Origin of the sequence: Chitinophaga sp. OAE865 (assembly GCF_040546735.1) — a bacterium.
GTDB lineage: Bacteria > Bacteroidota > Bacteroidia > Chitinophagales > Chitinophagaceae > Chitinophaga > Chitinophaga polysaccharea_A.
This window is the reverse complement of sequence record NZ_JBEPOF010000001.1, coordinates 7,198,469-7,224,730: the sequence shown is the minus strand read 5'-3', so window position 1 is coordinate 7,224,730 and position 26,262 is coordinate 7,198,469. Positions and strand designations below refer to the sequence as shown.

Sequence of the window (26,262 nt, the reverse complement as noted above, 5' to 3'; positions counted from 1 at the left end):
AGCTGATCAAAAATGAAAAAAAGGAATTTAAAATATATTATCGCAATAGCGGCAGGTATGCAGTTGATGAGCAGTTGCAGTGATAAATTCATCACTGTTCCTCCCAAAGGCAGTTTCCTGGAAAGTACTTATTACTCCAACCAGCAGGAAGCATTTAACGGGCTGGTGGCCATTTACGACATGGTGGGTTACCAGGCGGGCAACTATACTACCAAAGTAGGCGCTATGGATGCCGCATCCGACGATCACTGGACAGGTGGCGCCGGACCTGGTGATATCAATGTGTTCCAGGTAATGACCCGGTTAGACCTGCTTACCCCGCTTACCGGGCCGCAGGACGAGCTGTGGAAGAGAAATTTCTCCGGCGTTAGCCGTGCCAATATCCTTTTGTCCAAGCTGCCGGGAGTACCTATGGATGAAAATCTGAAGAAGAGGTATGCTGCGGAAGCCAAATTGCTGCGGGCATATTTTTATTTCGACCTGGTGCGTTTGTTCAGGAATGTGCCATTGATGACGGCGCCGCTTCCTATTGCTGATATAAAGAAAGTAACACAGGTTGCACCGGAAGAAGTGTATAAGCAGATTGAGCAGGATCTGAAAGAGGCGATCGCCGAAACCAACCTGCCTGATGTACCGCCGCGCCTTACTGAAGGCGGCCGTGTGGGTAAAGGCGCCGCCCATGCCTTGCTTGGGAAAGTATACCTGTATGAAAAAAAATGGGCGGAAGCTGCTGCTGAGTTGAAAGAAGTAAACGGGGAAACGCCTGGTCAGCCCAGCGCTAAATACAACTATAACCTGATTCCTAACTTCGCAGATCTCTGGAGATCAGACGATGTGATTAAGTTCAACAGCGAATCTATCTTTGAAATATCCTATACTTCCACTTCCGGTGGCAACTGGACTTCGGGTGTTGCCAATACCGACGGCAATATTTTGAACATTCTTTGCGGTCCGCGTAGCCTGGTGGCAACGCCCGCTACCAGCGAAGCTTCACAGTATGTGGCCGGCTGGGGCTTCCTCATTGTATCCAAAGAACTGGAAAGCGTTATGCATAATGATCCGCGCTATAACGCCACCATACTGGATATGAAAAGCCTTGTAGCAGCGGGTAAAGCAACGTATTCCGAAAGTTTTGACAACACCGGTTTCTTCCTGAATAAGTTTGTGGGCCGTACTGCCAATATTTCCAAAGGTGGTGGCAACATGGAACTGAATTTCCCGCAAAACCTGTATGAGATCCGCCTGGCAGATACTTACCTGATGGAAGCAGAAGCCCGTGTAAAAGCAGGTGAAGGAGGAGGCAGCGGCAGTCGCGCCTACCAGCTGCTCAACGCCGTGCGTGCCCGTGTAGGGCTCACGCCTATTGATGCTACTTTCGATAATATTTTTAAAGAAAGACGCCTTGAGCTGGCAGGAGAAGGACACCGTTTCCTCGACCTGGTAAGAGCCGGGCAGGCATCGGCGGTGCTGAATGCTATTGATAAAAGAAGCTTTAAACCTAAAAATGAAATATTGCCTATTCCTGCACTGGAGCTGCAAAACACAAGTCTGAAGCAGAGCAAGGAGTGGGAGTAAGGCTTTATGCCGGCGTTCCTGTTTAGCTGATAAAGAACGGTTGTTCCCCGGAAAAATATTGCCGGTAACAACCGTTCTTTCATATGAAAATCCGGGAAATCCTTGATATTTTTACCGATTAATAATTCGTTTTGCTATGATAAAGAGAACCGGACTACTGTTATGTGTTGCCTTACTGGCGGGAGGTTTACAAACTGTCCAAGGTCAGCAGAAAAAGAATAACGGGATCAGTTACTGGTTAACATCTCCTGATAAATCTGCAGCACTGCAACAGCAGCCCGCATTGCTCTTTACCACGCAGGATAAAGGTATTGCCACCATTGAAGTGGATGCCACAAAGAAGTTCCAGCCTATAGACGGTTTCGGTTTTACCCTTACCGGCGGTAGTGCCACCCTCATTCATCAGTTGCCCGCCGCACAGCAGGATGCGCTGCTGAAAGAATTGTTCCTGTCGAAAGGTAATGGCATAGGCATCAGCTATCTGCGGCTCAGTATTGGCGCTTCAGACCTGAGCGCATCCGTATTCACCTATGACGATATGCCCGGGGGGCAAACAGATCCGGAGCTGAAGCATTTCAATATTGATGAAGAAAAGAAAGACCTGATCCCTGTACTGAAAAAAATTGTGGCGTTGAACCCCGCTATAAAAATACTGGGCTCTCCCTGGACACCACCGGCGTGGATGAAAACGAATAACTCGTTTATTGGCGGCAGCCTGGAACCAGCATACTATGGCGCTTATGCGCAATATTTTGTGAAGTATGTAAAAGCCATGAAGGCCGAAGGTATTACCATTGATGCCATCACCATACAAAATGAACCGCTGCATCCTAAAAATAATCCCAGTATGCTGATGCTGGCGGAAGACCAGGCCGTGTTCATCAAAGACCATCTGGGCCCCGCATTTAAAAGGGCCGGTGTGAAAACAAAGATCATCCTGTACGATCATAACTGTGATAAGCCGGAATACCCGCTCACCATCCTGAGAGACAAAGCAGCCTATCCTTATGTGGATGGTTCCGCCTTTCACCTGTATGGAGGCACCATTGATGCATTGAGTAAGGTACATGATGAGTTCCCGGAGAAGCATCTTTATTTCACCGAGCAATGGTCCGACGGTAAAGGCAGTTTTTCCCGTGAGCTAACAAATAATGTGAGCAAGCTGATTGTAGGCGCTACCCGTAACTGGAGCCGCAACGTATTGCAATGGAACCTGGCTGCAGATGCACAATGGAACCCACATACCGACCAGGGCGGATGCACCCAGTGCCTGGGTGGCATTACTATTGATGGCCAGGCAATTTCCCGCAATTCATCATACTACGTGATAGGCCATGCATCCAAATTTGTGCCTGCGGGCTCTGTAAGGATCGCTTCCGGTATAACCGGTCCGCTGGACAACGTAGCGTTTTTAACACCGGCTGGCAAAACCGTACTGGTAGTGGTAAACACCGATACGGCTACGCAGGATTTCCAGATCAGGGAAAAGAACCGGGTAGCTGCTGCATCCCTGCGGGGCGGGGAAGTAGCTACGTTTGTCTGGTAACTGCCAAAGGTATAATCACTAATGAATTCTTCACATTTTATGGCACTGCATTAACATAGCGGGTGAACCTTCCCCAAAGGTTACCTATATTGGTTCCACTCGTTATGATTATCTCTCAGAGAAATATAACATTGAACAATGATAGTAATGCCTTTAAGGCATTATACCTGCGCCTGCCATCCCAATGCCGGCTGCCTGGAAATAAAACTCTTTTTTATGGCTATTGAACGCAGAAAATTTTTAAGAAATGTAGGCTTAGCAATGGCTGGTGCGCTGACAGTGCGCCTGCCGGTATTAGGCGGCGCCTTCGCAGGCGGCGGCCGGTTGCCGCTTGCCCCCGGGCCGGATGCGGCATGGATCGCTTCCCTATATGAACGGGGCAATGTTACCACTTATCTGAAAAGCAAAAATGAACTGCAGTATATCGGTATGCCGGTGGGCGGTATCATGTGTGGTACCGTATACCTTGGTGGAGACGGGCGCCTGTGGCTCTGGGATATTTTCAATAAGAACCAGGAAGGGATAGAGCCTAAGGTGGTTAACTACAGCGCCAACGTGCTGGATGGCGGAAAAAAAGTACGCTCCCGTGATGGCGCCTGTTATATTGAGCCCTCCAAAAATATCCGGCCACTGGACCAGGGATTTGCTTTACAGCTTTCCTGGAACGGGCAATCCATTATCCGCAGATTTGATGAGGAAAGCTGGCCGGAGATCAGCTTTGAGGCCACTTATCCTATAGCCACTATCCGTTATACCGATCCTGCACTGCCGGTAGCCATTACCATGGAAGCATTTTCACCCTTTATTCCTTTGAATGAAGATGATTCCGGTTTGCCGGTAACTATTTTATCTTATAAAATAGAGAATAAAAGTACAACACCGGTAACCGCTACGATACTCGGGTGGCTAGAAAATAAAACAGCGATTTATTCTGCCGGAGATGCGCACGAGCGTGTAAATACGATCGTGAAAGGAAAGAACTGGCAGGGTATTTATGAAAGCGTGCGTACAAAGAACGGTAGCAGTAAAGACTTCCAGCAACAGTATGATTACGGAAATTTCTGTATTGCAGCCGCAGGCAATAAAGTAATATTAAATCCCGCCATGCCTGGGGGAGAACTAACCGCTGCGCATTTTTCACCGATGCCTGCCGGGCCGGTGGTAAGGAACGTGGAAGAGAAGCTGACCGGCGCCGTAGCCACACGTCATAACATACTACCGGGTAAGACTATACGTACTGATTTTGCTATCAGCTGGTATGCGGCTAACCTGCATTTCAAAGACATACAGGGAGAAGGGCGTTATTATGCCAATAAATTTGCCGATGCTTCAGCAGTTATGAAATATGTGCAGGAGAATTATGCCCGCCTGAGTAATGAAAGCCGTCTCTGGAAAAACACCTGGTATGATGCATCGCTGCCATGGTGGTTTATGGAACGCACTTTCCTGAATATTTCCACATTGGCTACTACCACTGCTCATCGTTTTCGCTCCGGCCGCTTCTATGCCTGGGAAGGCGTAGGTACCTGCGAAGGAACCTGCACACATGTATGGCAGTATGCACAGGCCGTAGGCCGTATTTTCCCTGCACTGGAGCGCGATACCCGGCAACGTGTGGATCTCGGAATCGGGCAGATGCCCGACGGCGGTATCCTGTTCCGCGGAGAAGCTGAGAAACGACCGGCTATAGACGGACAGGCAGGCACCATACTGCGTATTTACCGTGAGCACCAGATGAGTAAAGACAGTACTTTCCTGCAAAAGAACTGGCCTAATATTAAAAAGGCCACGCTGTTCCTCATTCGCCAGGACCGTAACAACGACGGCATGGAAGACACGCCTATGGAAAATACACTGGACGCCATATGGGACGGGGAAATTGCGTGGATCGTAGGGCTGTGCATTGCAGCTGTTAAAGCCGCTGCCCTGATGGCAACAGAAGTAAATGATACCGCCTTTGCAGCTATCTGTAACGACTATACGGAAAAAGGGAAACGGAACATGGAAACACAGCTGTTCAACGGCGAGTACTTTATTCACCAGCCGGATAAGGTAAAGGGAAGATCAGTCATCGGCTCTTACAATACCTGTCATATAGACCAGGTATATGGCCAGAGCTGGGCATTCCAGGTAGGCATGGACCGGGTATTAGACAAGGCAAAAACGTTGTCGGCTTTAAAGGCATTGTATAAATACAATTTCATGCCGGATGTAGGGCCTTATATTGCTGCGCATCCCGGCGGCCGGCCCTATGCCCTTGCAGGAGAAGGAGGCATGATCATGAATACAAACCCCCGCAATGAAGAATTTCCTTTTGGTGTGAAAGATGCATGGCAGCTGGGCTACTTTAATGAATGTATGAGTGGCTTTGAGCATCAGGTAGCGGCGCATATGATGGCAGAAGGCATGACAGATGAAGCGCTCACGCTTACCCGCGCCATCCACGACCGTTATCATGCGGCGAAGCGCAACCCATTCAATGAAATAGAATGCAGCGACCACTACGCACGGGCAATGGCGAGCTATGGCACTTTCATTACTGCCAGCGGGTTCCGCTATCATGGTCCTAACGGCTTTATTGCCTTTGCACCGGCTATGAACAAGGATAATTTTAAAGCGCCCTTTGTTACTGCCGAAGGATGGGGCACCTATACGCAAAAAGGCGGCAGCCATACGCTGCAGCTGAAGTATGGCCGGTTACAACTGCAAACACTGTGTTTTCAGCATACCGGTGTGAAAGAAGTATTACTGGGAGATAAGAAAACGCCGGCCACCTTCAATGAAGAAAATGGTTACGTAACTATTCAGCTGGCTGCACCGCTGCAGCTGGAGGCAGGTCAGCAGCTTCATCTTACTATTGTATAATTTTATGAAAACATATTTCATATAACCGTGGCAGTTATATTGCCATTCTTTTTTAAATGAGCCTGGATTGCAGGCACCGGTAAACGCAGGTAAAGAACAACAACTCAGGAAAGCATAAGCAGGAACTGAAAATGCTGTATCTTTCTTACTGTAAACAATAAAAGATGGCAACGTTAAAATTGTTCATGGTAGTGCTGGGATGTACGCTGGAAGGGCGTCATACTGAGCAGCACGACGTATTCTTCGGGATCGGTCAACATTTGCGCGACCTGGTTCCCGATATGAAAGCCTTCTGGCCGGAAGCCAAAGATAAACTGCATGTAGACGGGTACCGGGAGGTTAATTTCGTAGACGGCCACCGGATCAGGGTAGTAGAAAAGAAAGCGCCTTTACAACAGGACGCGCAGTTATTTTTCCTGAACCTGGGTGGTTATAAGCCGGATGAGATGGAAGAGTTCCATTACAAGATCCTCAGTGTGCAAAAGGATATAGGAGCATCTATACGGGCATCAAAGCAAACTACTTTTTTTAAACATACAGGTTTCGGAGAAGCCAGTTCACACGTGGATGACAAATACGGTGTGGATGTGGATGATGTGCATGCCGTGAAGGATATTTTACCGGCGCATCTGAAAGATAAATACGCCCTGGAGATTGCACCGGTAACGGATATAGTACCCGATCCGATTCATTTGGGATATTTTCAGCTGCATAAGTTATGAGGGCGTCGTCACGGGTAGGGCCCATTGCCAAAGCGGCATTCTCTTACCAGTGGCGATGAGCCATTTATTCCCGGCGTGGACGGAGGAGGCCGGTACTGCTCTCCTGTGGCCATGCCGGTAGTCACCGCCCCACGACCGCCTGTCATTAAGCACTTGAAAGCGCTGTTGCATTTTTATACATTCGGGCAAAACCAACCAATCATTGATCATTATGAAAAAATTAATGCTCGGCTGCCTTGCAACGGTAGCTGTTTCAGGTGCATTTGCACAAAAAAAGTCGGTCATCACAGGTAAAGTACCGGCTGCCTTTAACAACGAATATATCTATCTCTTCAGTGCATCCGAAAACGGGTACCAGAAACTGGATTCCGCATTGGTGGAGAAAGGCGCTTTTAAACTGCAATATGAAGTAACGGATACCCTGCAGGCCATGTTGTCGCTTAGTACCAAAGGAGATAAGCCTTTGCGTGGCAACCAGCCGTTATTCATCACGCCCGGCGACAAGATGACCTTTACATTGAAGGCACCCGGAGAACCCAATGCCATGTCTGGTGCCGTGATTAAAGGATCGGAACTTACCCGGCAGCAACTTGAAATGGATGCTGCGTTGGCGCCTGCTACAAAAGGTATGGATTCGCTCAACATGCTGGCGCAGAAAATGATGATGCAGGAAAACAAAGATACCACCGGTTATTACGCTATGGTTGTAGCTTACAGGAAACTGGCAAAAGAAAAGGACGAATTGCAGGAAAAATTCATGCTGTCGCACACCAATTATTATGTAAGCCTTATTATGCTTTATGAAAATATGGGAGGCCGCGTAGAAGATATTGAAGGTACGCAGCAATTGCTGGATAAATTTCCGCTGGCTTTACGCCAGTCCGGTATTGGACAAAAAGCTACTGCGCTGCTGAAAGCATCTGCATTGCTCGGTAAGAACCAGGTAGCTCCCGATTTTTCGGCGCCTACTCCTGATGGTAAAACCATGAAGTTGTCCGATCTGCGGGGCAAATATGTGTTGCTCGACTTCTGGGCCAGCTGGTGTGGTCCCTGCCGCGCTGAGAACCCCAATGTGGTAAAAGCATACAATAAATTCAAGGATAGGAACTTTGATATCCTGGGTGTTTCCCTCGACAGAACCGGTGATGCTGCGAAGTGGACTGCTGCTATTGAAAAAGATGGTCTTGCCTGGCATCATGTAAGCGATCTGAAATGGTGGAAAAGTGATATCGCTAAATTATACATGATCAATTCCATTCCTCAGAATTTCCTGCTCGATCCGCAGGGACGTATCATTGCTACCAACCTGAGAGGAGAAGCATTGGAGAAAGAACTTGAGAAAGTACTGCATTAAGTTTCCTGTTCCATTAAATTATTCTCGTTGTCCTTCATCAAAGAGTAAAAAATAGTATACCGGGCCAGATAAAATTCGCATGGCGCGCTGAAGGCCTCCCGGGTGAATCATTTCCGGCATGGTATCTGCGTTACAGGCGGTACGAATTATTTATTCGGTGAAATGGATGACAATGGACCAACCGTCCCGGTTTCCCGGGACGGTTTTTTTATGGGAGAAAAAATGCGTGTAACATTAACGATTAACCATTTCCCGGCCAGGTTGCCTGCGAATGAGCGAAGAGATTTAAAATCAAAAAACTGCTGGATTATATTTTGGCGTGTATAGTATTTATCTTTCCAGTATGGCGGTTACGCCCATACCACCGGCAGTGCAGATAGATATCAGGGCGCGTCCGCTGCCTCGCTGTTGCAGGATCTTGGCTGTTTGTGCCACAATGCGGGTGCCGGTAGCGGCAAACGGATGGCCGATGGCCACGCTGCCGCCTTTTGTATTCAACTTGCTGCGGTCGATGCTGCCCAGCGGCGTATCCCAACCCAGTTTTTTGCAGTAGACAGGGTCTTCCCAGGCTTTCAGTGTACAGAGTACCTGCCCGCTGAAAGCTTCGTGGATCTCGTAAATATCAAAGTCCTGCAGCTTCAGGTGATTGCGTTTCAGCATGCGGGCTACGGCATAGGTAGGGGCCATCAGCAGGCCTTCGCCGTTAACATAATCCACAGCGGCGGTTTCCGCATCCACCAGGTGGGCCAGTACCGGCCAGTTCTGTTGCTGCGCATATTCTTCAGAAGCCATCAGCAGGGCCGAGGCGCCATCGGTGTATAGCGTACTGTTGCCGGCAGTTAAAGAACCGTTGCCGCTGAAGTCGAAAGCCGGTTTCAGTGCGGCCAGTTTTTCCGGGGTGGTATCTGCACGAACAATGGTATCTCTTTTAACACCTTTACAGGGAACAATAAGATCATCAAAGAAGCCTTCGGTATATGCTTTTGCGGCATTCATATGACTCTGGTAGGCCAGTGCGTCCTGTGCTTCGCGTGTAATGCCCCATTCCTTCACCATCTTTTCGGTATGCTGTCCCATCGACAAGCCTGTTCTGGGTTCCACGATAGAGGGATACAGTGGTTTCAGATCTTTGAGGCGAATGGAGGCCAGTATTTTCAATCGTTGTGAAAAGGTTTTGGCTGCACGAAGATCGGTTAGTTTCCACGCGAGCTGTTGCTGGAAAAGAAGGGGTATATCGCTGTTGGTATCGCTGCCCCCACTGATGGCGGTATCTATTTGCCCGCAGCCGATACGCAGGCCCAGCTGTATAGTGGTATCCAGGCTGGTGCCGCAGGCCCTCAGTACACTATAGGCGGGCGTATGAGGGTCCAGGGCAGTGCCCAATACGCATTCCCTTGCAAAGTTCCAGTCGGTGGAACGGTTAAGCAATGCGCCCAGCGCCACTTCTCCCAACCGTTTCCCTGATAGCTGGTATTTATCGACCAATGCATTCAGTACGGCGGTCAGCATCTCCTGGTTGCTGATATGATTGTACTCTTTAAAGGACCTTACGAAAGGGGTGCGTAACCCGCCTATGATAGCGACCTTTTTCATGCCGGTGAGCTTTCACTAAAGTTAATGAATATGTATTAACCGGCAGCCTTTACAGGTTGTAAAGATGATTTACCGGGTTGGGCACCGGTTCGCCGGTTAATGCGGCAATTACATTCTGTGCCGCGATCCTGGACATGGCGTTCCTGGTTTCCTGCGTAGCCGAGCCGATATGCGGCAACACTGCTACTGTAGGCATGTTCAGCAACGGGTTGTTGGGCTGCATGGGCTCGGGGTTGGTAACATCCAGGCCTGCGCCCCATATTTCGCCATCCTGCAGTGCGGCAATGAGGTCTGTTTCGTTGTGGATGCCTCCCCTTGCCGCATTAATAAAAATAGCGGTGGGCTTCATTTTCCGGAAGGCGTCTTTATTAAACTTTTCTTTTGTTTCCGGGGTAAGGGAGGTATGTATGCTGATAACATCGCTTTGTTGCAACAGTTCATCAAAACCAACAAAGGTGGCATCCAGTTCTTTTTCAGCTGCCTCATTGCGATGACGGTTGCAGTAAATGATTTTCATACCAAAAGCTGCTTTACAGCGTTTAGCCATCACCGTTCCTATATTACCTAATCCCCATATCCCCAGCGTTTTCCCTTCTATATCGATGCCCAGGTTAGCAGTGGGTGTGGAAAACCCCCATTCACCTTTTATAATCCTTTTGTGCTGAAAGAATGCTTTGCGGGCTACGGACAGCATCAGTAAAAAAGCGGTATCAGCAGTGGCGTTGCTCAGTACGCCCGGTGTATTGGTGATCTGCAATCCCAGTTCTGTTGCTGCTTTCAGGTCTACGTTGTCATATCCTACAGATAAAAGACTGATCACTTTCAGGTGCCTGCATTGTTCTAAAAATGTGCGGTCCAGTTTTTCGCCACCGGCAAAAAGCATGGCGTCACTTTCTTTACAGAACTGCACTCTCTGTGCAGGCGTCATTTCTTTTTCTTCCTGCCATTGAGTAACGGTAAAGCCTGCACGTTGCAGCAGTTGTAATCCTTCTTCCGGGATGATCCTTGTTGTGAATACCTTCATATCATCAGTTTAATTGCCTTGTAATCTTCTTTTCCCCAGTTTCCATATTTCAAACCATAATACCGATGCTGCGCTGATAGCTGTGCATAGCAGCAGCTCATACGGTGAAAGACCGGTAATACTGAAGAATCGCGCCACCGGGGGCGCATATAGCATAACAGCCAGCAGCAGCAGGGTGATGCCGATAACGCCCACCATCAGCTGATTCCGGTTGCGCATGCTGTGTATAAAGGAATAATAGAATGAACGGTTAACCAAGGTAAGGAAAATATTGGCGAATACCAGCGTGGTGAATACCATACTGCGGGTGAGCACTTCATCCGCTCCGCGTGCTACGCTCCACTGGTAAGCGGCCATTACACCTGCGGTGATCATGAGCCCCTGCAGGATGCTGATATTCATTTCCCGGAAAGACAGGAAAGTTTGTGTGATAGGCCGTGGTGGCTGCTGCATGGCGTTTTCTTCCATAGGCTCATTTTCATATACAATGGAGCAGGTGGGCCCCATGATCACTTCCAGGAAAATAACATGCACCGGTGTGAAAATGTCCGGGTATACCCAGCCCAGGAACAGCGGGAGGGATACCGTGAGTATGATAGGGATATGGATGGAGATAATATATTGTACGGCCTTTTTGATATTGGTATAGATCCTGCGTCCCATGGCAATGGCGTCCACCATACCGCTGAGATCATCGTTTACAAGGATCAGCGCAGCCGCCTGTTTGGCGATCTCCGTTCCTTTTTTGCCCATCGCAATGCCTATATGGGCCGCTTTGAGCGCAGGGCCATCATTTACGCCGTCGCCGGTCATGGCCACTACTTCATTATCTGCTTTCAAAGCATTGATGGCAGCAAGTTTAGCTTCGGGGAACATGCGCGTAAAAATGTTGACGGACCGCAGGGCATACTGCATCTTTTTCTCTTCCATTTGCATCAGCGTGTCACCGTTTATTGCTTCATCTGCCTGTTCTAATCCTGCCTGCCGGGCTATCGCGCGGGTGGTAACGGCGTTGTCGCCTGTAATGATCTTCACCTTGATGCCTGCCTGGTAGAAGTGCCTGAATACTTCGCCGATATTGCTTTTGGGCGGATCATAAAAGGCCAGTAAACCTGTAAAAACAAAGGGCAGTTCCTGTTGTGTGGCGGGGTAGTTGTTGCCGGTAAAGCCGGAAGTAGCTACGCCAAGTACCCGGTATCCTTTTGCGGCGAGCTCATTTACCTGGTCAAGGATCTGCTGTTTTTCTTTTTCCGGGAGATGGGAAACCTGCAGTATCGCTTCCGGCGCTCCTTTCGCTGCCACGATGCGTTTCCCGGCAGCATTGCCGAAAATATGCGTCATCATCGGAGGCTTGCCTTCCAGCGGGTATTCATGAACCATTGTATAACTGCTCCGTTCATCTGCCGGTGTCATTTCTTCGTATAGCCGGTGCAGTGTTTTCTCCATCGGGTCAAACGGTACCGGCTCGCTGGCCCACATGGCGGTAGTGATCAGCGCAAGAGGAAAGTGTCCTTTTTCATATAGCGTATAGTCGGTTCCGTTATATACCGCCTGCAGGCTCATTTTATTTTCAGTAATGGTGCCCGTTTTATCGGTGCAGATCACCGTGGCACTGCCAAGTGCTTCTACAGTCCGGATCTTTTTTACAATAATGCCCATCTGCATCAGTCGCCTGGAACCCAGTGCCATAAAAGTGGTAAAGGCCACCGGTATTTCTTCGGGCAGGATAGACATGGCCAATGTTAAGCCTTTCAGCAAACTATCGGTAACGCTGCCGCTGCGGATATAGTTGAACAGCCATACTGCCAGGAAAACGATTATACCGGCTACGGCCATCCATTTTACGAACTGTCGGATCTGTAATTGCAGGGGAGTGGTTTCTTCTTTGATGTTCAGCATAGCGGTGCCCAGTTTGCCGATCTTTGTTTGCGCGCCGATTTCCTGCACTTCACAAATGGCAAGCCCGGATACCACCACGGTACCACTGTATACGTTACTATCATTGTTGCCGGCCTGTTTGAATACAGCATAGGCCTCGCCGGTAAGGGCGGATTCATTGACCGAAAAATCGTTGCTGTGTATAATAATCCCATCGGCATTGATCGTATTCCCTTCAGAGACCAGCATCATGTCTCCCTTAACAATTTCGCTGGTTGGGATACTGACAAGTTCCCCGTTACGGATAACCTTGCTGAGTGGTTCATTCATTTCTTCCAGTGCTTCCAGCGCTTTACGGCTACGGCTGTCCTGGTAGAAGGAGATGCCCGATACCAGTGCAATGGCAGCCAGCATGAAATAGGCCTCGCCAAGTTCGCCCATCACAAAATAAATGGCGGTAACCGCTATCAGCAGCACCAGCATGGGTTCTTCCATGATCTCTTTCAGTACGGCCATCAGTGGACTGGTAGCGGGCTGCGGTGGGGTATTGCTGCCATATTGTTGTCTTGAAGCTGTAACAGCTGCTTCATCCAAACCTTTGATATGCTCCGGTAAATTGATCTGTCCAGCCATGAATGGTCGTTTTGGTGAGAGTGCTGCAATAAATTTACGAATTTTAAAAGCGCGGATTTTGTCTGACTCAATGATTGTGCTGATTATATTGATTTTTTTTTGAGTTTTTGAAAGATAGTCTTTGATAAGGTCAGCGCAGGGTAATACCAGGAGGCGGGACGTCGTATTCCTGCGGCTAAATAAAATGCCGGTTGGTTTGTTGTGCGGGCGGCGCCCGGATCCCGCTAACCTGGCTGGTAAAAACGTTGATGCGTTTACGTGGCATGGGCGCGCAAGATTGGTATCGGTTGCCAGTAAGGAGAGAATTGTGGCATTGTTGTCAGGGGATTTCCTCAAACTGGTGATCCTCCCTGCGCCGGTAGCAGTGATCCATAGCCTGGTATTACCCCAACGCAGGTACCAGTTGAATTACCTGCCAGGCAATTTCAACTGGTACCTGCCGGCAATAACGGTTGCCGGTGCATTTTTCAAAGCCTTTACGGTTACGGGTTTATAGCTGTTATAACGGTGTATTTAAGACTTAACCGGAAGAGGGTACTTGTGTTAATTATAGTTAAGCCGCCCGGTAAAATTACCAAGCGGCACAGAGATTGCGGAAAACGGGGGCATCTGGTCACAACATCTGTCACAACTAACTGTCAGCCTAAATATGCAGGAACTATCGGGGAGTAAGCATTTTGTTGCCTATATCACAGCAAATAAACGGATGGCTGCTGCGATAGGGTTCATCGTACTGCTGAGATTTTCCTTTATAGGCATTATGGGGGCCATGCCCCAGGATGCCTATTATTATTTTTACGGGCAGCATTTTGCCTTGTCGTATTTCGATCATCCCCCGGCCATTGCATGGATCCTGCGTGCTTTTACAGACCTGCTGGGCAGCCATGTGTTTGTGATCAAACTGGCAGATACCCTGGTAACCATTGGTACGCTCCTGGCTTTTTATACCCTGGCGCGTTGTTTCCTTCCTAAAGAGCGGGCCTGGAATGGCCTGTTGCTGTTGGGCGCCACACTGATGATCACCATTTTATCGCTGGTATCCACACCGGATGTGCCTTTGCTGCTGTTCTGGACCCTATCGCTGATAGCAGTGTACCGGGCAGTGTTTGAACAGCGTAAAGCTTATTGGATATGGGCAGGGATTGCCATGGGACTGGCCTTCGACAGTAAATATACGGCTGTTTTCCTGCCAGCCGGCGCAGTGCTCTTCCTGTTGCTGTCCGGGCAGCACCGGCGGTATTTATGGTCGCCCTGGTTCTTTGCCAGCATTCTCTTTTTCTTTATTACTATTTTACCGGTAGTGATCTGGAATGTGAATAACAACTTCGCTTCTTTCAGGTTCCAGTCGTCCGAAAGGGTAGGCGGAATAGAATTCCGCCCCCTGGATTTCTTTGGAGTAATTGGTCACCAGGCGGCTATCCTGTTACCGGTGTTATTTTTTGCGTTGTTGTATTACGTGTACAGGCTGGTACGCAAATACGGATGGCATATTCACCGGATCTCTGCCCGGTCGCTGTTCCTGTTATGTTTCTTTATCCCCATTTTTGCCATTTTCCTGCTGATCTCTCCCATTTACTGGGTAAAGATCAACTGGATGATGCCCGCTTATATTACAGGCATTATATGGGTAAGCACCTGGATCACTTTCAAATATGTGCGCTGGCAGTGGATCTGCTCATTAGTAATACATCTTGCGCTGGCGGTGGAAATTGTTTTTTACCCGGTGCCTATTCATTCCGATGATACCATGATAGGGTGGAAAGGGCTGGGAGCAGGCGTAAAAACACTGGCAAGGGAATATCCTGATGATTTTATTTTTTCTGCAGATGATTATAAGACCAGCGCAATGCTGAACCTGTACCTGGGCAGGATGGTTTATTCCCGCAATATCATCGGCGAAAACGCCCTGCAGTTCGATTTTATAGGTACTGATATACATGCCTTAAAAGGAAAGAATGCACTGTTTATCAATTCGCTCACCGATGTAAATGATGATGTGGATGAGCGGGAGTTTGTAGAAGAGGAACTGACGCCATATTTCAGTGCCATCCATTCCCTGCCCCCTATTATTGTTACCCAGCATGGCCGTGTAGTAAGGAAATTCCTTGTTTACCGCTGCATGGATTACCAGCCTCCGCAGGGAGAGAATGATCCCCGTCATCTTAAAAAATGATGACAGTCATCGGGAGGGGTAATGCGCGTCATTGTTCAATAGCAGATCCTTGGTTAGTTTTGTTATAACATTTGGGCATCCACCTGGATTCCCTGGTGTAAGCAAAAAGTGAGATGTGCTGTTGAGAAGGTATCATCGTTTCTATCAGCGGTGGTACTTTTACCTCTTAAAAAAATGCAAATCATGTTCAGCGGATTAACTCCTACCTCCCGTCAGCGGAAATTTTGTGAAGGTTTTCTTTTTTTCCCCATCAGGCATTTGCGTAAATATGGGAATTATATTTTCAGGCAATATGGTCGTCATGCCGGTGTGAAAACATTATTGGATATGCAGCTGGGAATGCCGGGCAACAACGACCGGTATGCTGAGGAAATACAGCGTTGTATTGTGGAGAAAGCAGGGCCCGAAACAGCCAGGGTACTGGAAATGCTGGAGGATTTTTACACACAGGTGCAGGCGTCTTCAGGTAATTTGCCGGGATTGTATATCGACTTCAGTGATCTGCTCATTCATTTTTACCGGGAAGTGTCCATTTACCATAATGTGATCCTGCGTAACATGAAACAGGAATTGCAGCCGTCTGTAAGGTCCAGGAAAAGGGAACCTGTTGCAGAACCGGGGCAGGAACATATTAACAAGTTATATAAAGTAGTAAGGGAATTTGTTTTACAAAGTAAATCGATGATGGTTGCGCTGGAAGATGTTGCAAAGAGGGAGAATTATTTGCCGGGTGAGCAGTATCTCCGGCATTTAATGGGCTTAATGTCCGGCATCCGCCAGATGAACCATCATCAGCAACATTTATGTCAGCTGTTGAAGAGATGGAGTGCGGATAAGGGCCTGCAGATGCAGCAAACCTATTACAACTAGCAATTATCAATATGTCTTATGAACCTCTGACTGAAGCAGATATAGCCGCTTACAAGGAAGCATGCAGTAACTGGATCAGGATACTGAAAGCCTTAAGAGAAGATAATGCCTCGCTGATCAACCGGTTGGCGGCAGCGTTGAAGGAAACAACGCGGCGGTCATTTATTGAAGAGGCGGAAGAGTTCCAGCTTACCATGCTGGATAGGGAGGAATCGCTTATCCTGTTAAGACACGAAGTTGGGGAGCAGCTGGAATGGCTGAATAAGCAACCGGCGGGAGTGCCTTCCCCTCACTTGTATGCCGTGCTGAAAAGTGATATGGAAGGAATGATGCAGGAATATGACCGGTTGAGAGTGGCCTTCCTTGTTTTTATTGCGGCAGAAAAAGTGTAGCTCCCTTAATTAACCAGTGCTGCCAGCTTTTTGACAGATAGCACGGCAATTTGTCCCTCTTTTAATGTAATCAGTTCCTCATCCCTGAAGTCGCCCAATGTCCGTATCAGCGACTCTTTTGCCACCCCTGCCACCGCGGCGAGGTTCTCCCGGCTGATATCAATCGTAAAATGTTTATTGCCTTCAGTGTTATATTTCTTGTCGAGCGTCAGTAATGCTTCTGCTACTTTTTTGCGAAGTGAATTATATGCCAGCCCTATCAGCTGCTGTTCTTTCTCTGCCATTTCTTTGGATAACAGCTGGATGAATTTACCCAGCACCTCGGGGTTACTGCTGATCAGCTGTTCAAAGTCTTTTTGCGGGATAACCGCCAGCAGCGTGTCTTCCATGGCTTCGGCATATTCCTGGTAGTTACCGCCTTCGAGTAAGGCATTATATCCCAGGAAATCGCCTTTATTATACAAACCGATGATCAGTTCCTTGCCATCATCGTTACGTTTGTATGTTTTCACTTTTCCCTGCAGCAGGTAGTACAGGTAGTCCGGGCGGTTGCCTGCCGCATAAATGCTTTGTTTCTTCTTATAATGATTGGTGTTGCGGTCTTCCCTGAGCATGGTAAGCGGATCTTTGCCGGTACTGGCAGACAGCAGTACCTGGAGTCCATGCAAACCGGTTACCGTATCCTGTCTGATCTCCGCGCATCTTTTCAGACGGCTTTCAATAGCGCTGAGTAACTCTGTGCCTTCAAAAGGCTTGGTGATATAATCATCTGCCCCCAGTTCCATTCCTTTCCGCATATCTGTTCTTTCTGCTTTGGCTGTAAGGAAGATGAACGGCGTTTTTTGCAAAGCTTTGTTTTTATGCAGCATGTGCAATACGCCGTAGCCATCCAGCACGGGCATCATAATATCGCATACGATCAGATCAGGAAGGTGTTCCAGCGCCATGGCCACTCCTTCTTTACCGTTGGTGGCGGTAAGCACCCGGTAGTTGGCCAGTTCCAGGATTTCCGCTACGTTTTCGCAGATAGCCGGGTTATCTTCAATCAGCAATATTTTTTCCATTATGATCAGTTTTGGGGAAAGGAACCGTAACAATAAATTCAGTACCCTTTTCAGGGCTGCTGTCACAGGAAACTGAGCCGTTCATAAGTTCTGCATACCTGGCTACAATATGTAATCCCAGCCCCGTGCCCTGGATGTTGGATACGTGCTGGCTGCGGAAGAACCGCTCAAAAAGATGCTGGCGGTCTTCTGCCGAGATACCTATCCCTTTGTCTTTTACGGACAAACGGAATGTGCCGTCGCTGCATTGTGAATGGATGGAAATAATGGCCCCCTCTGGGGAAAATTTGATGGCATTGGATACGAGGTTCATAACAATGTGCTTTAACAGTGTAGGATCCATGCAGGCCTGGGCCGCGCCATGGTGGGCATAGTAAATATTCTGTTTTGATTTTTTAAGTCCGTCCATTTCGCCGAGGATATTGCTGATATGTTTCCCGGCGTCGAAAACACTATGGCGTACCTGTATCTTTCCTTCTTCTATTTTTCCTACAGACAGGAAGTCGTTCAGTATATCTGTCAGCATATTCACTGAAGAAATAATGCGTTGGATATGTTTGCTTCGTTTAGCTACATCATCATCTGATTCATATTTGGATACCAGGTAAATGGAAGACAGGATAGCGCTGAGTGGTGTTCTGAATTCGTGGGAGGCCAGGGATACAAACCTGGATTTGAGTTCATTAAGCTCCCGTTCTTTTTCCAGGGAGCTCCTCAGTTCAGATTCCGCCATTTTAATGCGGGAAAGGTCAATAGCTATACCAATATAACCGGTAATATCGCTGGCATCGCTTATGGCGGATACCGTAAGAGATACCGGCAGCCTGGTGCCGTCTTTCCGGATGTACTGCCATTCATATTCGTTGCACAGGTTTAGCCTGGCTTTAATGATAAGGGTTTCTATGCCTGGGGCAACAGGCTGGTTCAGCTGTCCGGAAAATTCTTCTGCCCGGAGGGCCACCTCTTCCGGATCATGGAACAGCATGGGCGTATATACGTCCACCACTTCGCTGGCTTTATATCCCAGTATCCTTTCAGCAGCAGGATTGAACCACCTGATAAAGCCATCGTTATTGATAACGATGATCATAGCGCCGGTACTGGTCCATAAACTGTTGAGGAAGCTGGTCATCCGCTGAAGGGATCTGTCTTTCACGGCAGCTTCTTTCCGCTGCTGCGACAGCTCCCGTAATGTCATTTCTGCATTGCGGCGATCTGTAGTATCGGTAATGTGGATAATAGTTAGTATTCCTTCCGGTGTAGCGTGCTCCGACTGGCTTATTTCCGCAGGGAACTGGCTGCCGTTTTTCCGTAAGGCTTGTTGTTCTTTACCGCTATGAGGGAGAAGCTGGCTTACTAACTGACCCGTTAATTCTTCTTTCGTATAGCCAAACTGGTTAAGCAGGAAGGGGTTGGCCATCAGGATGCGGTGCTGGTTGTCAGCTACCAGTATACTGGTGGCGGCGTGGTTAAAGAGTACATCGAAACCTATGTAATTATTTTGAGAGATATTAATCATACAGGTAATTGACCCTTTGGAGCGGTGCTATATAAATTTAATGATTCCCGGCGGAATAAATTACCTGTATGAGAAAATAGGAATGTTATATTTTATAAAAGTAATAATATGTTTGTAATTAATATGTATTAAGCAGACGTTTACTTTTGATTGACAGGTGTTTCGATGATCAGGAACTCGGTTTTTTCCCCGCACTGCAGTATCACTTCACCGGTTTCCCATACTCCAAATGCATCGCGGGGCTGCAGCACCTGTTCCTGTATTCTCAGTCCGCCGGAAATGGAGAAAATGAACAGGCATTTATTTACCGGGTTAAAAGTATAGGTAATGCTGCTTGGCTGTTCATAATAACCCAGCGACAGTTTTGCATTCTGGTTGATCCAGCAATGCTCCATTCCTTCCTCGCCCGATACCACCGTTACCAGTTTGTTCTTTCTTTTTTCCAGCGGGAAATTTCTCTGCTGGTATCGTGGTGCAATGTTTTGTTGTTTGGGAGCAATCCATATCTGGAGGAAGTTCACTTCTTCCGTACCTATATTATACTCTTCATGCCTTAACCCGCTGCCGGCGCTCATGATCTGTACGGCGGGCGCAGTTATTTCGGTACTGTATCCCATGGTATCTTTATGGTTCATCTTTCCTTTCAGTAAAATGGAAATGATTTCCATATTTACATGCGGATGGATACCAAATCCTTTACCGGCTTCCACATAATCGTCGTTAAAAGCGAACAGGGTTCCGAAAGCACTACGCATGGGATCGTAAAAATCGCTGAAACTGAAAAAGAAATTACTTTTCAGCCAGCCTATGTCTTTAATGCCCCTGTCGGCCGCAGGGAAGTATTTTGTTTTCATAATTTAATGATCAGGTATTGATGTAGAATATTTCCATACCGGTGGTGTTCCGGGTTAACTAAGTTAAATGCAAATTTCCGGATCTCGTAAATAACTTTCCCAAATTGGTAAGGGCGCTTGTTTTTATGCACGTACTTTTGCGTCTATTATAAAGACGCTCCGGCTGCACCGGACCAGAATTCTGTCACCCGCTATGATAATTTCAGGTTTGCTTATCAGCCTAACGGCACACGTAATTTCAACTAACCACTCATTTATTTTTTATGAAACATATTTCCATTTTAACCATCATTACATTCACAACGCTGGCAGTATCCGCCCAGAAAGGAGAGGATAAACTGGCACAGGACAAAGCTGCCATCAAAAGTATGTGTGGCTGCCAGGAAGTGACTTTTGAGTATACAGAAACATTTCCGGCAGATACCGGCTATACACCCAAAGGATATCATAAAATTGTTGACGCTATTGAATATGTAACAGTAGCAGCAGAAGATCCGCACCGTATTGTATTGCAGCATCTGCTCATTGCAGATAGTTTTGTAATCAAGCACTGGACGGAAGACTGGCAGTACGAGAACCAGCAACTGCTGACCTATGCACAGGATAACCAGTGGAAGAAGATAACGCTGCCCGCTGCACAGGTAAAAGGTCAGTGGTCGCAGAAGGTATATGGCGTGGATGATGAGCCCCGCTACGAGGGTTCCGCCACCTGGGTACACACTGATGGCCGTCATTACTGGGAAGCCGCATCCGATGCGCCATTGCCTCGCAGGGAGTACACTACCCGCAAAGACTATAACGTGTTGCACCGGGTAAACCATCATGAAATTACTACTACGGGCTCCATACATGAGCAGGACAACAAAAAGGTGGTTCGCGCCAATGGTGTGGATAAGGTGATAGTAGGAGAAAAGGGGTTGAACACCTACAACCGCACCGGTGAAAGCAGATGCCAGCAGGCGAAAGAGTGGTGGGAGCAACATAAATCTTTCTGGGCAGTAGTACGTAAAGGCTGGGATAAGATCTATGGGGAGAGCAGTGAAATTAACCTGCAGAAGAAAGTAAATAATGAACCGTTATATAAGGTGATGTCCGCACTGGAGGAGAAAGCGTTCCGTAAAGAGCTGGCGGGCGCTGAACTGGAAAAGACCATAGCGGCTACATTACAACAGTTTTCGCATAATACAGCGTTGAGTTTACAACGATAAACGAGTGGATAAGAAAAGCACCGCAGCCATTCCTGGCTGCGGTTTTTTATTTTTTCGGAAAACTTACTTAGTAAAGCTGTTATACCTGCTGATCATACTATCGAGCGCACTGTCAAGGCTTTCGAGCTGACTGTCCGTCATCTGGCCTTTTTCTTTGGCATCGCGCATAATTCTTTTGGCAGTGATGAGGAAGTCGTGGAAGCTGTCGTAGAAGCTCTTATAATAGCCTTCTTTGCTTTCTTTCGCAGCGTTGGCCATATCGAGTCCGGCATGTGCAGCCTGATTTTTTTCCAGGGCATCATAGGCTGCCTGTGCTTTGTCGCTGATTTTTGTAAAGTCCGCACCGTTTTCTCCAAGCAGGTTAATGTAATCACGTACTGCCTGCATATCACCTTTCATGGCCAGTACATAATCTTTTAAAGGGCTGTCTTTCAGGATGATGGCTTCACTGGCGTCTGCCACTTCGCTCACTCTTTTCATCAGGATGGTTTTCTGTTCGAAGAACGCCTGGGCGCCGCTGCGGATAGAATCTGCCAGTGCAAGGCCTTTTGCGCCTTTATCGTCTTTATAGTCCTGTGCTCTCAGGTAATCATCCAGCTGAGTGTAAGTGGTTTTTAATTTGTCGAATGAGCCTTTAAAACTGGCTACTTTTTCTTTGAAGAACTGTTGATCTTCCTTATTTAAGGCATCTACAGGTTCTTCCACTTTCACCTTTCCATGACTGATCATGCCGATCATTACGGGTTTGATAATAGTGCTGAGAAATGTAGGATTGCCTTTCCCTGATAACATTTCGGTAACGCGGTCGGCATTGTTTACGAGGCGCTCTACATAATCGGAGTTTTTGTTCGACAGGTCTACGATCAGGTTGGTGTACTCAATCACGTCATTTGCTGATGATGCGGATTTATCCGCGTAAGCACTGTTACCGTCTTTTTTGCCGGTTTCATTACATGACACAAAAGTGGTGAGCAGGGAGACTCCCAGGGCAAAATACAGTACGGATCTTTTCATGATAAAGATTTTTTCGGATTAAACAATGGCACAACGGCGTGCCGGGGTTTTTTACGTGGGCAAAGATATTTTTTCAGGCACATAAAACAAAAGAAAAAGTAGGGTAACAAACTACTCTTATGAGTATATGCTGTCATTTTTATAACCGGTAATTTTATCGTGGTAAATAGGCGGCATGTTTTCAGATCTCTCGATTATAGGCGGAATACTTTGCTGCTGGCTGTTTCTGGCGTTGTATGTGCCTGCGGAGGCACAGCGAATATCCTTGAATAACCCTTCGCTGGAAGGCCGTACCGGGAAAGGCCTTATCCCGGCTCACTGGCTGGTGGCAGATGGTACGCCGGATACGCAGCCGGGCGTTTTTGAGATCCTGCTGGCTCCTTCAGCAGGTAACAGTTATATAGGTATGCATAGCGGGAAAGGTTTCCTGGAGGGGATTGCACAGCAATTACCGGTTCCGCTTAAGCAGGATAGCGTCTATGTACTGAGCATGGATCTGGCCTATACTCTTTATTATTTGTACCCGGCCTGTTATGGCAACATGGCCATTTTCGGAGGTAATGCGCCTGGTGATACTGCGGAACTGTTATGGATGTCGGGGAATTTTACCCATGAAAACTGGCGGCGGTACCATGCAGTGCTCCGGCCACATCATAACTATGCTTATATTTCCTGTTGGGCGTATCCAACTTCTCCCTGTAACAAAAGCATGTATGGTATTGCCCTGCTGATGGACAACCTTTCTGCTATTGATCCGCTCATACCACCGGTGATACAGGCCAGTGTGAAGCCATGCAGTTGTGGTGATGTGGCGGACGGACGGATCATGCTGCATGTATCGGGGGGAGCGCCCCCATTCAGGTATCGCCTGGACAACGGGCAATGGCAAACGGACAGCGCTTTCCCTGGGCTTGCAGCGGGTATGCATATGGCGGAAATAGCAGACGCGCATGATTACAGCGCCGGTGATAATATTAAAGTGGAATCTCCCTGGAGAAACTGTATGGTGGTAATGCCCGGCGCATTCAGTCCCAACGGCGACGGGCAAAACGATTTATTCCGGCCAAAGGTATACGATGCCATACACGACTACCGGTTACGGGTATACGACAGATGGGGGGCACTGGTCTTTTCAGCTGAGGCGCCTGAAGCAGGATGGGATGGAAGTTATAAAGGAATGCCGGCAGGAGTGCAGGCCTATGTATATATATGTACCTATACCGACAGCCGGGGTGGGCAGCATGTGCTTAAAGGAACAGTAACGTTGATCCGTTAATAATTAAAGGTAACTATGAAAACAGAACCGGTAGTAGTGCTGTTTACCGTAATATGCCCGTTGTTGGCTGCTACATAGGATTTTACAATGGCAAGCCCGAGGCCGGTGCCTTCTTTACTGCGTGCATTTGCGGCACGGAAGTAAGGTGTGAATAAAAAACGTATATCCGCTTCCGGTATACCGATACCATTGTCTTTTACTTTGATGCATAGGTTATTTTTCCGGTAATGTATGCTGAGTAACGGATTACCGGAAGAGTATTTAAAAGCATTGCCAATGAGATTGGTAAGAATGCCAGCGAGGTGACTTCTGTCGATAAGTATAGTGCGGGGGCGCCCGTATATCCTGATACGAAGCTGCCGCTGATCGGCACGGCGACTGAAATATTGTTGCCGGATCATGGTAGCAAATACGGGCAGATCTGTTTCTTCCGGTTGGGCTACCTGGTTGCCGGCCACCATGCTGCCGGTAGCAAGTATATCGTCTACCATGTTGCTCAGGATGCCTATTTCTTCCTTGATCCGGGATAGGTTGCGCTCGTAAAACGGTAGCATTAACTCGTCCCGCTGCATTTTCGTTTCCAGTAATTCTATGGAAGATGAGATGGCGGTGATCGGTGTTTTAAATTCATGCGTAGCCATTGCTATAAGGTCCGATCGCATTTCGGGTAACGATCTCTGGTCTTCTGCATGCCTGTTGATATCGTTCAGCATACTTTTATTTTGGTTGATTCTGAATAAGGTTCCTATTTCGAAGGATATCGGGTTAGCGGACAAATACTGGTTATGTACACAATATACGAAACTTATCTATATTTTTAAAAAAGTATGATTTGGTATTGTTTAATTAACATAGACTCTTTATTTATGTATATATGATATTTTATAATTTGATTGATGAGAACCCTGTGTTCTGTTCTTTATTGTTTACTAACTCGAAACACATTAATAATAATTTATACTGTTTAGCTATCATTTTTACAGTTATATTTACCATCAGATTATCTTAATAAGCCATATCATTTCGAACCATATCCCCTTTTTGCCATGATCAACCTTGGAATCATAGAAGACAACCATTTTCTGCTAAGTAATTACCGTGAATTCCTGGAAGATTTCCAGGAATGTAAGGTGATGTTTGCCTGTAAATCAATAGAGGAATTTATGGCCTTGCCCATTACTTATCCGGATGTGAAAGTAATCCTGCTTGATATTACCCTGCCGGGGATATCGGGCATTGAAGGGCTCCGCGAAGTAAAGCGGCTATACCCTGATACAAAGGTGATTGTATTGTCGGGTCACGAAGAGCAGCAATACATTATTGAAGCCATAAAGAACGGTGCCAGCGGTTATGTTATTAAATCCAGCCGCCTCAGTGATATTTATCAGTCGGTGATGGATACCGTGCAAAGCGGCGCTTCTTTATCACCACGGGCTGCACATTTACTCATTACTCATATTAATAAAGATCCGCTGGAAAGTATCAAAGACAAACTTACCCGCAGGGAATATGAATTGGTGGCTCTTCTGAAGGAAGGTTACTCATATAAGGAAATGGCAGCCAAGTTGTTTGTAACCGTGTTTACAGTAAACCAACATCTGAAAAAAGTGTATTTTAAACTAAACGTTTCAACCAAAGCTGAATTAATATCAAAAATTCTTTCAAATAATTTATTCACCACTCTCTTTTTTATCTTACTTCAAACAATTTATTCAGATTTCAATTTATTTGATATGTTCATGGCTGTGGATGCTAACTTACTTTGATAAGTAAGGACGTCATGCCGATCATCCTCATTTGTACTGTGTTGAGTAATTGAATGCCACCTGCTTCTGAAGTAATATTGTATTGCGGTGAACGGACAGTGTAAGTGATGATGTTAAATGCCATACGATGATATTGAAAACCTGCTTAACCTGGATGGGATTGGGATTGCTATGCTTAAGTTGTTTGTTTACTTCGTGCGTGTCAACCAAAAATGCTGTTTATTTCAATGATGTGAGAGATACGGTGCTATTACCATCAGATAGCAGTTTGGACCCCCGTATCCAGAAGAACGATATACTACAGATCAATGTAAGCAGTCTGAACCCGGAGGATGTGATCATCTATAATGTATCCAATATGACCTCCGCTTCCGGTGCAGGTGGCGCAAATGCAGGAGCCGGCGCTATGCTGGGAGGTTTCCTGGTAGACGAACAGGGATATATACAGTACCCGATACTGGGCGCTGTTAAAGTAGCCGGCCTTACAAAGAAAGCACTCACTGTATACCTGCATGATCAGCTCGTTGAACGAAAACTCCTGGTAGATCCGGTGGTGAGCATACGGTTTCTCAACTATCGCGTAACTATACTGGGCGAGGTGAATAAACCGACCGTGGTAAATGTAACCAACGAGAAAATATCAGTGCTGGAAGCATTGGGAATGGCGGGTGATATTACAGTGTTTGGTAAACGCAATAACATCCTGTTGATCCGGGAGATAGACGGGCAGCGGATTATACGGCGCATAGATCTGAACGACAAGCGTGTCCTGAATTCTCCCTATTACTTTCTGCAACCAAATGATATCCTGTATGTGGAGCCCAATAAATCAAAAGTAGCGACGGCTGACCGTTCCCGGCAGATACTGCCTATTATTCTCAGCAGTCTCTCTTTACTCGTTATTATCCTCGACCGGTTGGTTATTAATAATTAGGC

Annotated in this window: 22 protein-coding genes; 13 read left to right on the top strand and 9 right to left on the bottom strand. The window is 47.2% G+C overall.

Annotation, left to right across the window (positions count from 1 at the left end; translation table 11 throughout):
* Positions 1-12: 12 nt before the first annotated feature.
* The 4 genes from ABIE50_RS28740 (at position 13) to ABIE50_RS28725 (ending at position 6,708) form a co-directional block, all read left to right on the top strand.
* Positions 13-1,575, top strand: a complete 1,563-nt coding sequence (locus ABIE50_RS28740) for a RagB/SusD family nutrient uptake outer membrane protein (protein ID WP_209862005.1) — start codon at positions 13-15, stop codon at positions 1,573-1,575.
* Between the two features lie 136 nt (positions 1,576-1,711).
* Positions 1,712-3,121 (top strand): glycoside hydrolase family 30 protein, encoded by a 1,410-nt coding sequence (locus ABIE50_RS28735; protein ID WP_209862003.1) that lies wholly within the window; start codon positions 1,712-1,714, stop codon positions 3,119-3,121.
* Positions 3,122-3,259: 138 nt separating this feature from the next.
* Positions 3,260-5,986, top strand: a complete 2,727-nt coding sequence (locus ABIE50_RS28730) for a GH116 family glycosyl-hydrolase (RefSeq protein WP_354028219.1) — start codon at positions 3,260-3,262, stop codon at positions 5,984-5,986.
* A gap of 164 nt (positions 5,987-6,150) precedes the next feature.
* Positions 6,151-6,708 (top strand): DUF1543 domain-containing protein, encoded by a 558-nt coding sequence (locus ABIE50_RS28725; protein WP_209862001.1) that lies wholly within the window; start codon positions 6,151-6,153, stop codon positions 6,706-6,708.
* Between the two features lie 8 nt (positions 6,709-6,716).
* Here ABIE50_RS28725 and ABIE50_RS28720 read toward each other — a convergent pair whose 3' ends face one another.
* A complete protein-coding gene (locus ABIE50_RS28720; protein ID WP_209861999.1) occupies positions 6,717-6,854 on the bottom strand; it encodes a hypothetical protein in 138 nt (45 codons plus the stop codon).
* Between the two features lie 65 nt (positions 6,855-6,919).
* Here ABIE50_RS28720 and ABIE50_RS28715 point away from each other — a divergent pair, with 65 nt between their 5' ends.
* Positions 6,920-8,062 (top strand): redoxin domain-containing protein, encoded by a 1,143-nt coding sequence (locus tag ABIE50_RS28715; protein ID WP_354028218.1) that lies wholly within the window; start codon positions 6,920-6,922, stop codon positions 8,060-8,062.
* Between the two features lie 330 nt (positions 8,063-8,392).
* Here the strand turns inward: ABIE50_RS28715 and ABIE50_RS28710 are convergent, their stop codons facing one another.
* From ABIE50_RS28710 to ABIE50_RS28700, 3 genes are read right to left on the bottom strand one after another with little or no spacing between them, the layout of a single operon-like run.
* Positions 8,393-9,655 (bottom strand): acetyl-CoA C-acetyltransferase, encoded by a 1,263-nt coding sequence (locus ABIE50_RS28710; protein ID WP_209861997.1) that lies wholly within the window; start codon positions 9,653-9,655, stop codon positions 8,393-8,395.
* Between the two features lie 49 nt (positions 9,656-9,704).
* Positions 9,705-10,679, bottom strand: coding sequence for a 2-hydroxyacid dehydrogenase (locus ABIE50_RS28705; RefSeq protein WP_209861995.1), 975 nt, complete (start codon positions 10,677-10,679; stop codon positions 9,705-9,707).
* 9 nt (positions 10,680-10,688) lie between these two features.
* Positions 10,689-13,190 carry a cation-translocating P-type ATPase gene (locus ABIE50_RS28700; protein WP_209861993.1) on the bottom strand — a complete coding sequence of 834 codons (2,502 nt, stop codon included), beginning with the start codon at positions 13,188-13,190 and terminating at the stop codon, positions 10,689-10,691.
* A 184-nt stretch (positions 13,191-13,374) separates the two neighbouring features.
* Here ABIE50_RS28700 and ABIE50_RS28695 point away from each other — a divergent pair, with 184 nt between their 5' ends.
* The 4 genes from ABIE50_RS28695 to ABIE50_RS28680 all read left to right on the top strand — a co-directional run bounded on the left by ABIE50_RS28695 (position 13,375) and on the right by ABIE50_RS28680 (position 16,625).
* Entirely contained in the window at positions 13,375-13,686 is a 312-nt protein-coding gene (locus ABIE50_RS28695; RefSeq protein WP_209861990.1) for a hypothetical protein, read from the top strand.
* Between the two features lie 153 nt (positions 13,687-13,839).
* Entirely contained in the window at positions 13,840-15,363 is a 1,524-nt protein-coding gene (locus ABIE50_RS28690) for an ArnT family glycosyltransferase (protein WP_209861987.1), read from the top strand.
* A 183-nt stretch (positions 15,364-15,546) separates the two neighbouring features.
* The gene (locus tag ABIE50_RS28685; RefSeq protein ID WP_209861985.1) at positions 15,547-16,233 is read left to right on the top strand and encodes a hypothetical protein; all 687 of its coding nucleotides are present in this window, start codon (positions 15,547-15,549) and stop codon (positions 16,231-16,233) included.
* A gap of 11 nt (positions 16,234-16,244) precedes the next feature.
* Positions 16,245-16,625, top strand: a complete 381-nt coding sequence (locus tag ABIE50_RS28680; RefSeq protein ID WP_209861983.1) for a hypothetical protein — start codon at positions 16,245-16,247, stop codon at positions 16,623-16,625.
* 5 nt (positions 16,626-16,630) lie between these two features.
* Here the strand turns inward: ABIE50_RS28680 and ABIE50_RS28675 are convergent, their stop codons facing one another.
* The 3 genes from ABIE50_RS28675 to ABIE50_RS28665 all read right to left on the bottom strand — a co-directional run bounded on the left by ABIE50_RS28675 (position 16,631) and on the right by ABIE50_RS28665 (position 20,062).
* Positions 16,631-17,689: a response regulator gene (locus ABIE50_RS28675; RefSeq protein ID WP_209861981.1), complete on the bottom strand. Its 1,059-nt coding sequence runs from the start codon at positions 17,687-17,689 to the stop codon at positions 16,631-16,633.
* On the bottom strand, positions 17,667-19,208 hold the full coding sequence (locus tag ABIE50_RS28670) for a sensor histidine kinase (protein WP_209861978.1): 1,542 nt from the start codon (positions 19,206-19,208) through the stop codon (positions 17,667-17,669). The genes ABIE50_RS28675 and ABIE50_RS28670 overlap by 23 nt, the downstream gene beginning before the upstream one ends.
* A gap of 140 nt (positions 19,209-19,348) precedes the next feature.
* Complete coding sequence (locus tag ABIE50_RS28665) at positions 19,349-20,062, bottom strand: pirin family protein (protein ID WP_209861976.1); 714 nt, start codon at positions 20,060-20,062, stop codon at positions 19,349-19,351.
* Between the two features lie 263 nt (positions 20,063-20,325).
* Between ABIE50_RS28665 and ABIE50_RS28660 the strand changes: the two genes are divergently transcribed.
* Positions 20,326-21,270 (top strand): DUF6607 family protein, encoded by a 945-nt coding sequence (locus tag ABIE50_RS28660; protein WP_209861973.1) that lies wholly within the window; start codon positions 20,326-20,328, stop codon positions 21,268-21,270.
* A 63-nt stretch (positions 21,271-21,333) separates the two neighbouring features.
* Here ABIE50_RS28660 and ABIE50_RS28655 read toward each other — a convergent pair whose 3' ends face one another.
* Entirely contained in the window at positions 21,334-22,284 is a 951-nt protein-coding gene (locus ABIE50_RS28655) for a DUF6845 domain-containing protein (protein WP_209861970.1), read from the bottom strand.
* A gap of 175 nt (positions 22,285-22,459) precedes the next feature.
* Between ABIE50_RS28655 and ABIE50_RS28650 the strand changes: the two genes are divergently transcribed.
* Positions 22,460-23,560, top strand: a complete 1,101-nt coding sequence (locus ABIE50_RS28650) for a T9SS type B sorting domain-containing protein (protein WP_209861968.1) — start codon at positions 22,460-22,462, stop codon at positions 23,558-23,560.
* Here ABIE50_RS28650 and ABIE50_RS28645 read toward each other — a convergent pair.
* On the bottom strand, positions 23,557-24,273 hold the full coding sequence (locus tag ABIE50_RS28645; protein WP_209861965.1) for a sensor histidine kinase: 717 nt from the start codon (positions 24,271-24,273) through the stop codon (positions 23,557-23,559). The two genes, ABIE50_RS28650 and ABIE50_RS28645, sit on opposite strands and share 4 nt — an antisense overlap.
* A gap of 333 nt (positions 24,274-24,606) precedes the next feature.
* On the opposite strand from ABIE50_RS28645, the gene ABIE50_RS28640 reads away from it, so the two are divergent.
* The gene (locus tag ABIE50_RS28640) at positions 24,607-25,326 is read left to right on the top strand and encodes a response regulator (protein ID WP_209861962.1); all 720 of its coding nucleotides are present in this window, start codon (positions 24,607-24,609) and stop codon (positions 25,324-25,326) included.
* A 199-nt stretch (positions 25,327-25,525) separates the two neighbouring features.
* Entirely contained in the window at positions 25,526-26,260 is a 735-nt protein-coding gene (locus ABIE50_RS28635) for a polysaccharide biosynthesis/export family protein (protein ID WP_354028217.1), read from the top strand.
* The last annotated feature ends 2 nt before the right edge of the window (positions 26,261-26,262 follow it).

What these genes read in the sequence shown, in the direction of transcription:
- ABIE50_RS28740 (WP_209862005.1), top strand. Translation starts at nt 13, where the DNA reads ATGAAAAAAAGGAATTTAAAATATATTATCGCAATAGCGGCAGGTATG.
- ABIE50_RS28735 (WP_209862003.1), top strand. Translation starts at nt 1,712, where the DNA reads ATGATAAAGAGAACCGGACTACTGTTATGTGTTGCCTTACTGGCGGGA.
- ABIE50_RS28730 (WP_354028219.1), top strand. Translation starts at nt 3,260, where the DNA reads ATGATAGTAATGCCTTTAAGGCATTATACCTGCGCCTGCCATCCCAAT.
- ABIE50_RS28725 (WP_209862001.1), top strand. Translation starts at nt 6,151, where the DNA reads ATGGCAACGTTAAAATTGTTCATGGTAGTGCTGGGATGTACGCTGGAA.
- ABIE50_RS28720 (WP_209861999.1), bottom strand. Translation starts at nt 6,854, where the DNA reads ATGACAGGCGGTCGTGGGGCGGTGACTACCGGCATGGCCACAGGAGAG.
- ABIE50_RS28715 (WP_354028218.1), top strand. Translation starts at nt 6,920, where the DNA reads ATGAAAAAATTAATGCTCGGCTGCCTTGCAACGGTAGCTGTTTCAGGT.
- ABIE50_RS28710 (WP_209861997.1), bottom strand. Translation starts at nt 9,655, where the DNA reads ATGAAAAAGGTCGCTATCATAGGCGGGTTACGCACCCCTTTCGTAAGG.
- ABIE50_RS28705 (WP_209861995.1), bottom strand. Translation starts at nt 10,679, where the DNA reads ATGAAGGTATTCACAACAAGGATCATCCCGGAAGAAGGATTACAACTG.
- ABIE50_RS28700 (WP_209861993.1), bottom strand. Translation starts at nt 13,190, where the DNA reads ATGGCTGGACAGATCAATTTACCGGAGCATATCAAAGGTTTGGATGAA.
- ABIE50_RS28695 (WP_209861990.1), top strand. Translation starts at nt 13,375, where the DNA reads ATGCCGGTTGGTTTGTTGTGCGGGCGGCGCCCGGATCCCGCTAACCTG.
- ABIE50_RS28690 (WP_209861987.1), top strand. Translation starts at nt 13,840, where the DNA reads ATGCAGGAACTATCGGGGAGTAAGCATTTTGTTGCCTATATCACAGCA.
- ABIE50_RS28685 (WP_209861985.1), top strand. Translation starts at nt 15,547, where the DNA reads ATGTTCAGCGGATTAACTCCTACCTCCCGTCAGCGGAAATTTTGTGAA.
- ABIE50_RS28680 (WP_209861983.1), top strand. Translation starts at nt 16,245, where the DNA reads ATGTCTTATGAACCTCTGACTGAAGCAGATATAGCCGCTTACAAGGAA.
- ABIE50_RS28675 (WP_209861981.1), bottom strand. Translation starts at nt 17,689, where the DNA reads ATGGAAAAAATATTGCTGATTGAAGATAACCCGGCTATCTGCGAAAAC.
- ABIE50_RS28670 (WP_209861978.1), bottom strand. Translation starts at nt 19,208, where the DNA reads ATGATTAATATCTCTCAAAATAATTACATAGGTTTCGATGTACTCTTT.
- ABIE50_RS28665 (WP_209861976.1), bottom strand. Translation starts at nt 20,062, where the DNA reads ATGAAAACAAAATACTTCCCTGCGGCCGACAGGGGCATTAAAGACATA.
- ABIE50_RS28660 (WP_209861973.1), top strand. Translation starts at nt 20,326, where the DNA reads ATGAAACATATTTCCATTTTAACCATCATTACATTCACAACGCTGGCA.
- ABIE50_RS28655 (WP_209861970.1), bottom strand. Translation starts at nt 22,284, where the DNA reads ATGAAAAGATCCGTACTGTATTTTGCCCTGGGAGTCTCCCTGCTCACC.
- ABIE50_RS28650 (WP_209861968.1), top strand. Translation starts at nt 22,460, where the DNA reads ATGTTTTCAGATCTCTCGATTATAGGCGGAATACTTTGCTGCTGGCTG.
- ABIE50_RS28645 (WP_209861965.1), bottom strand. Translation starts at nt 24,273, where the DNA reads ATGCTGAACGATATCAACAGGCATGCAGAAGACCAGAGATCGTTACCC.
- ABIE50_RS28640 (WP_209861962.1), top strand. Translation starts at nt 24,607, where the DNA reads ATGATCAACCTTGGAATCATAGAAGACAACCATTTTCTGCTAAGTAAT.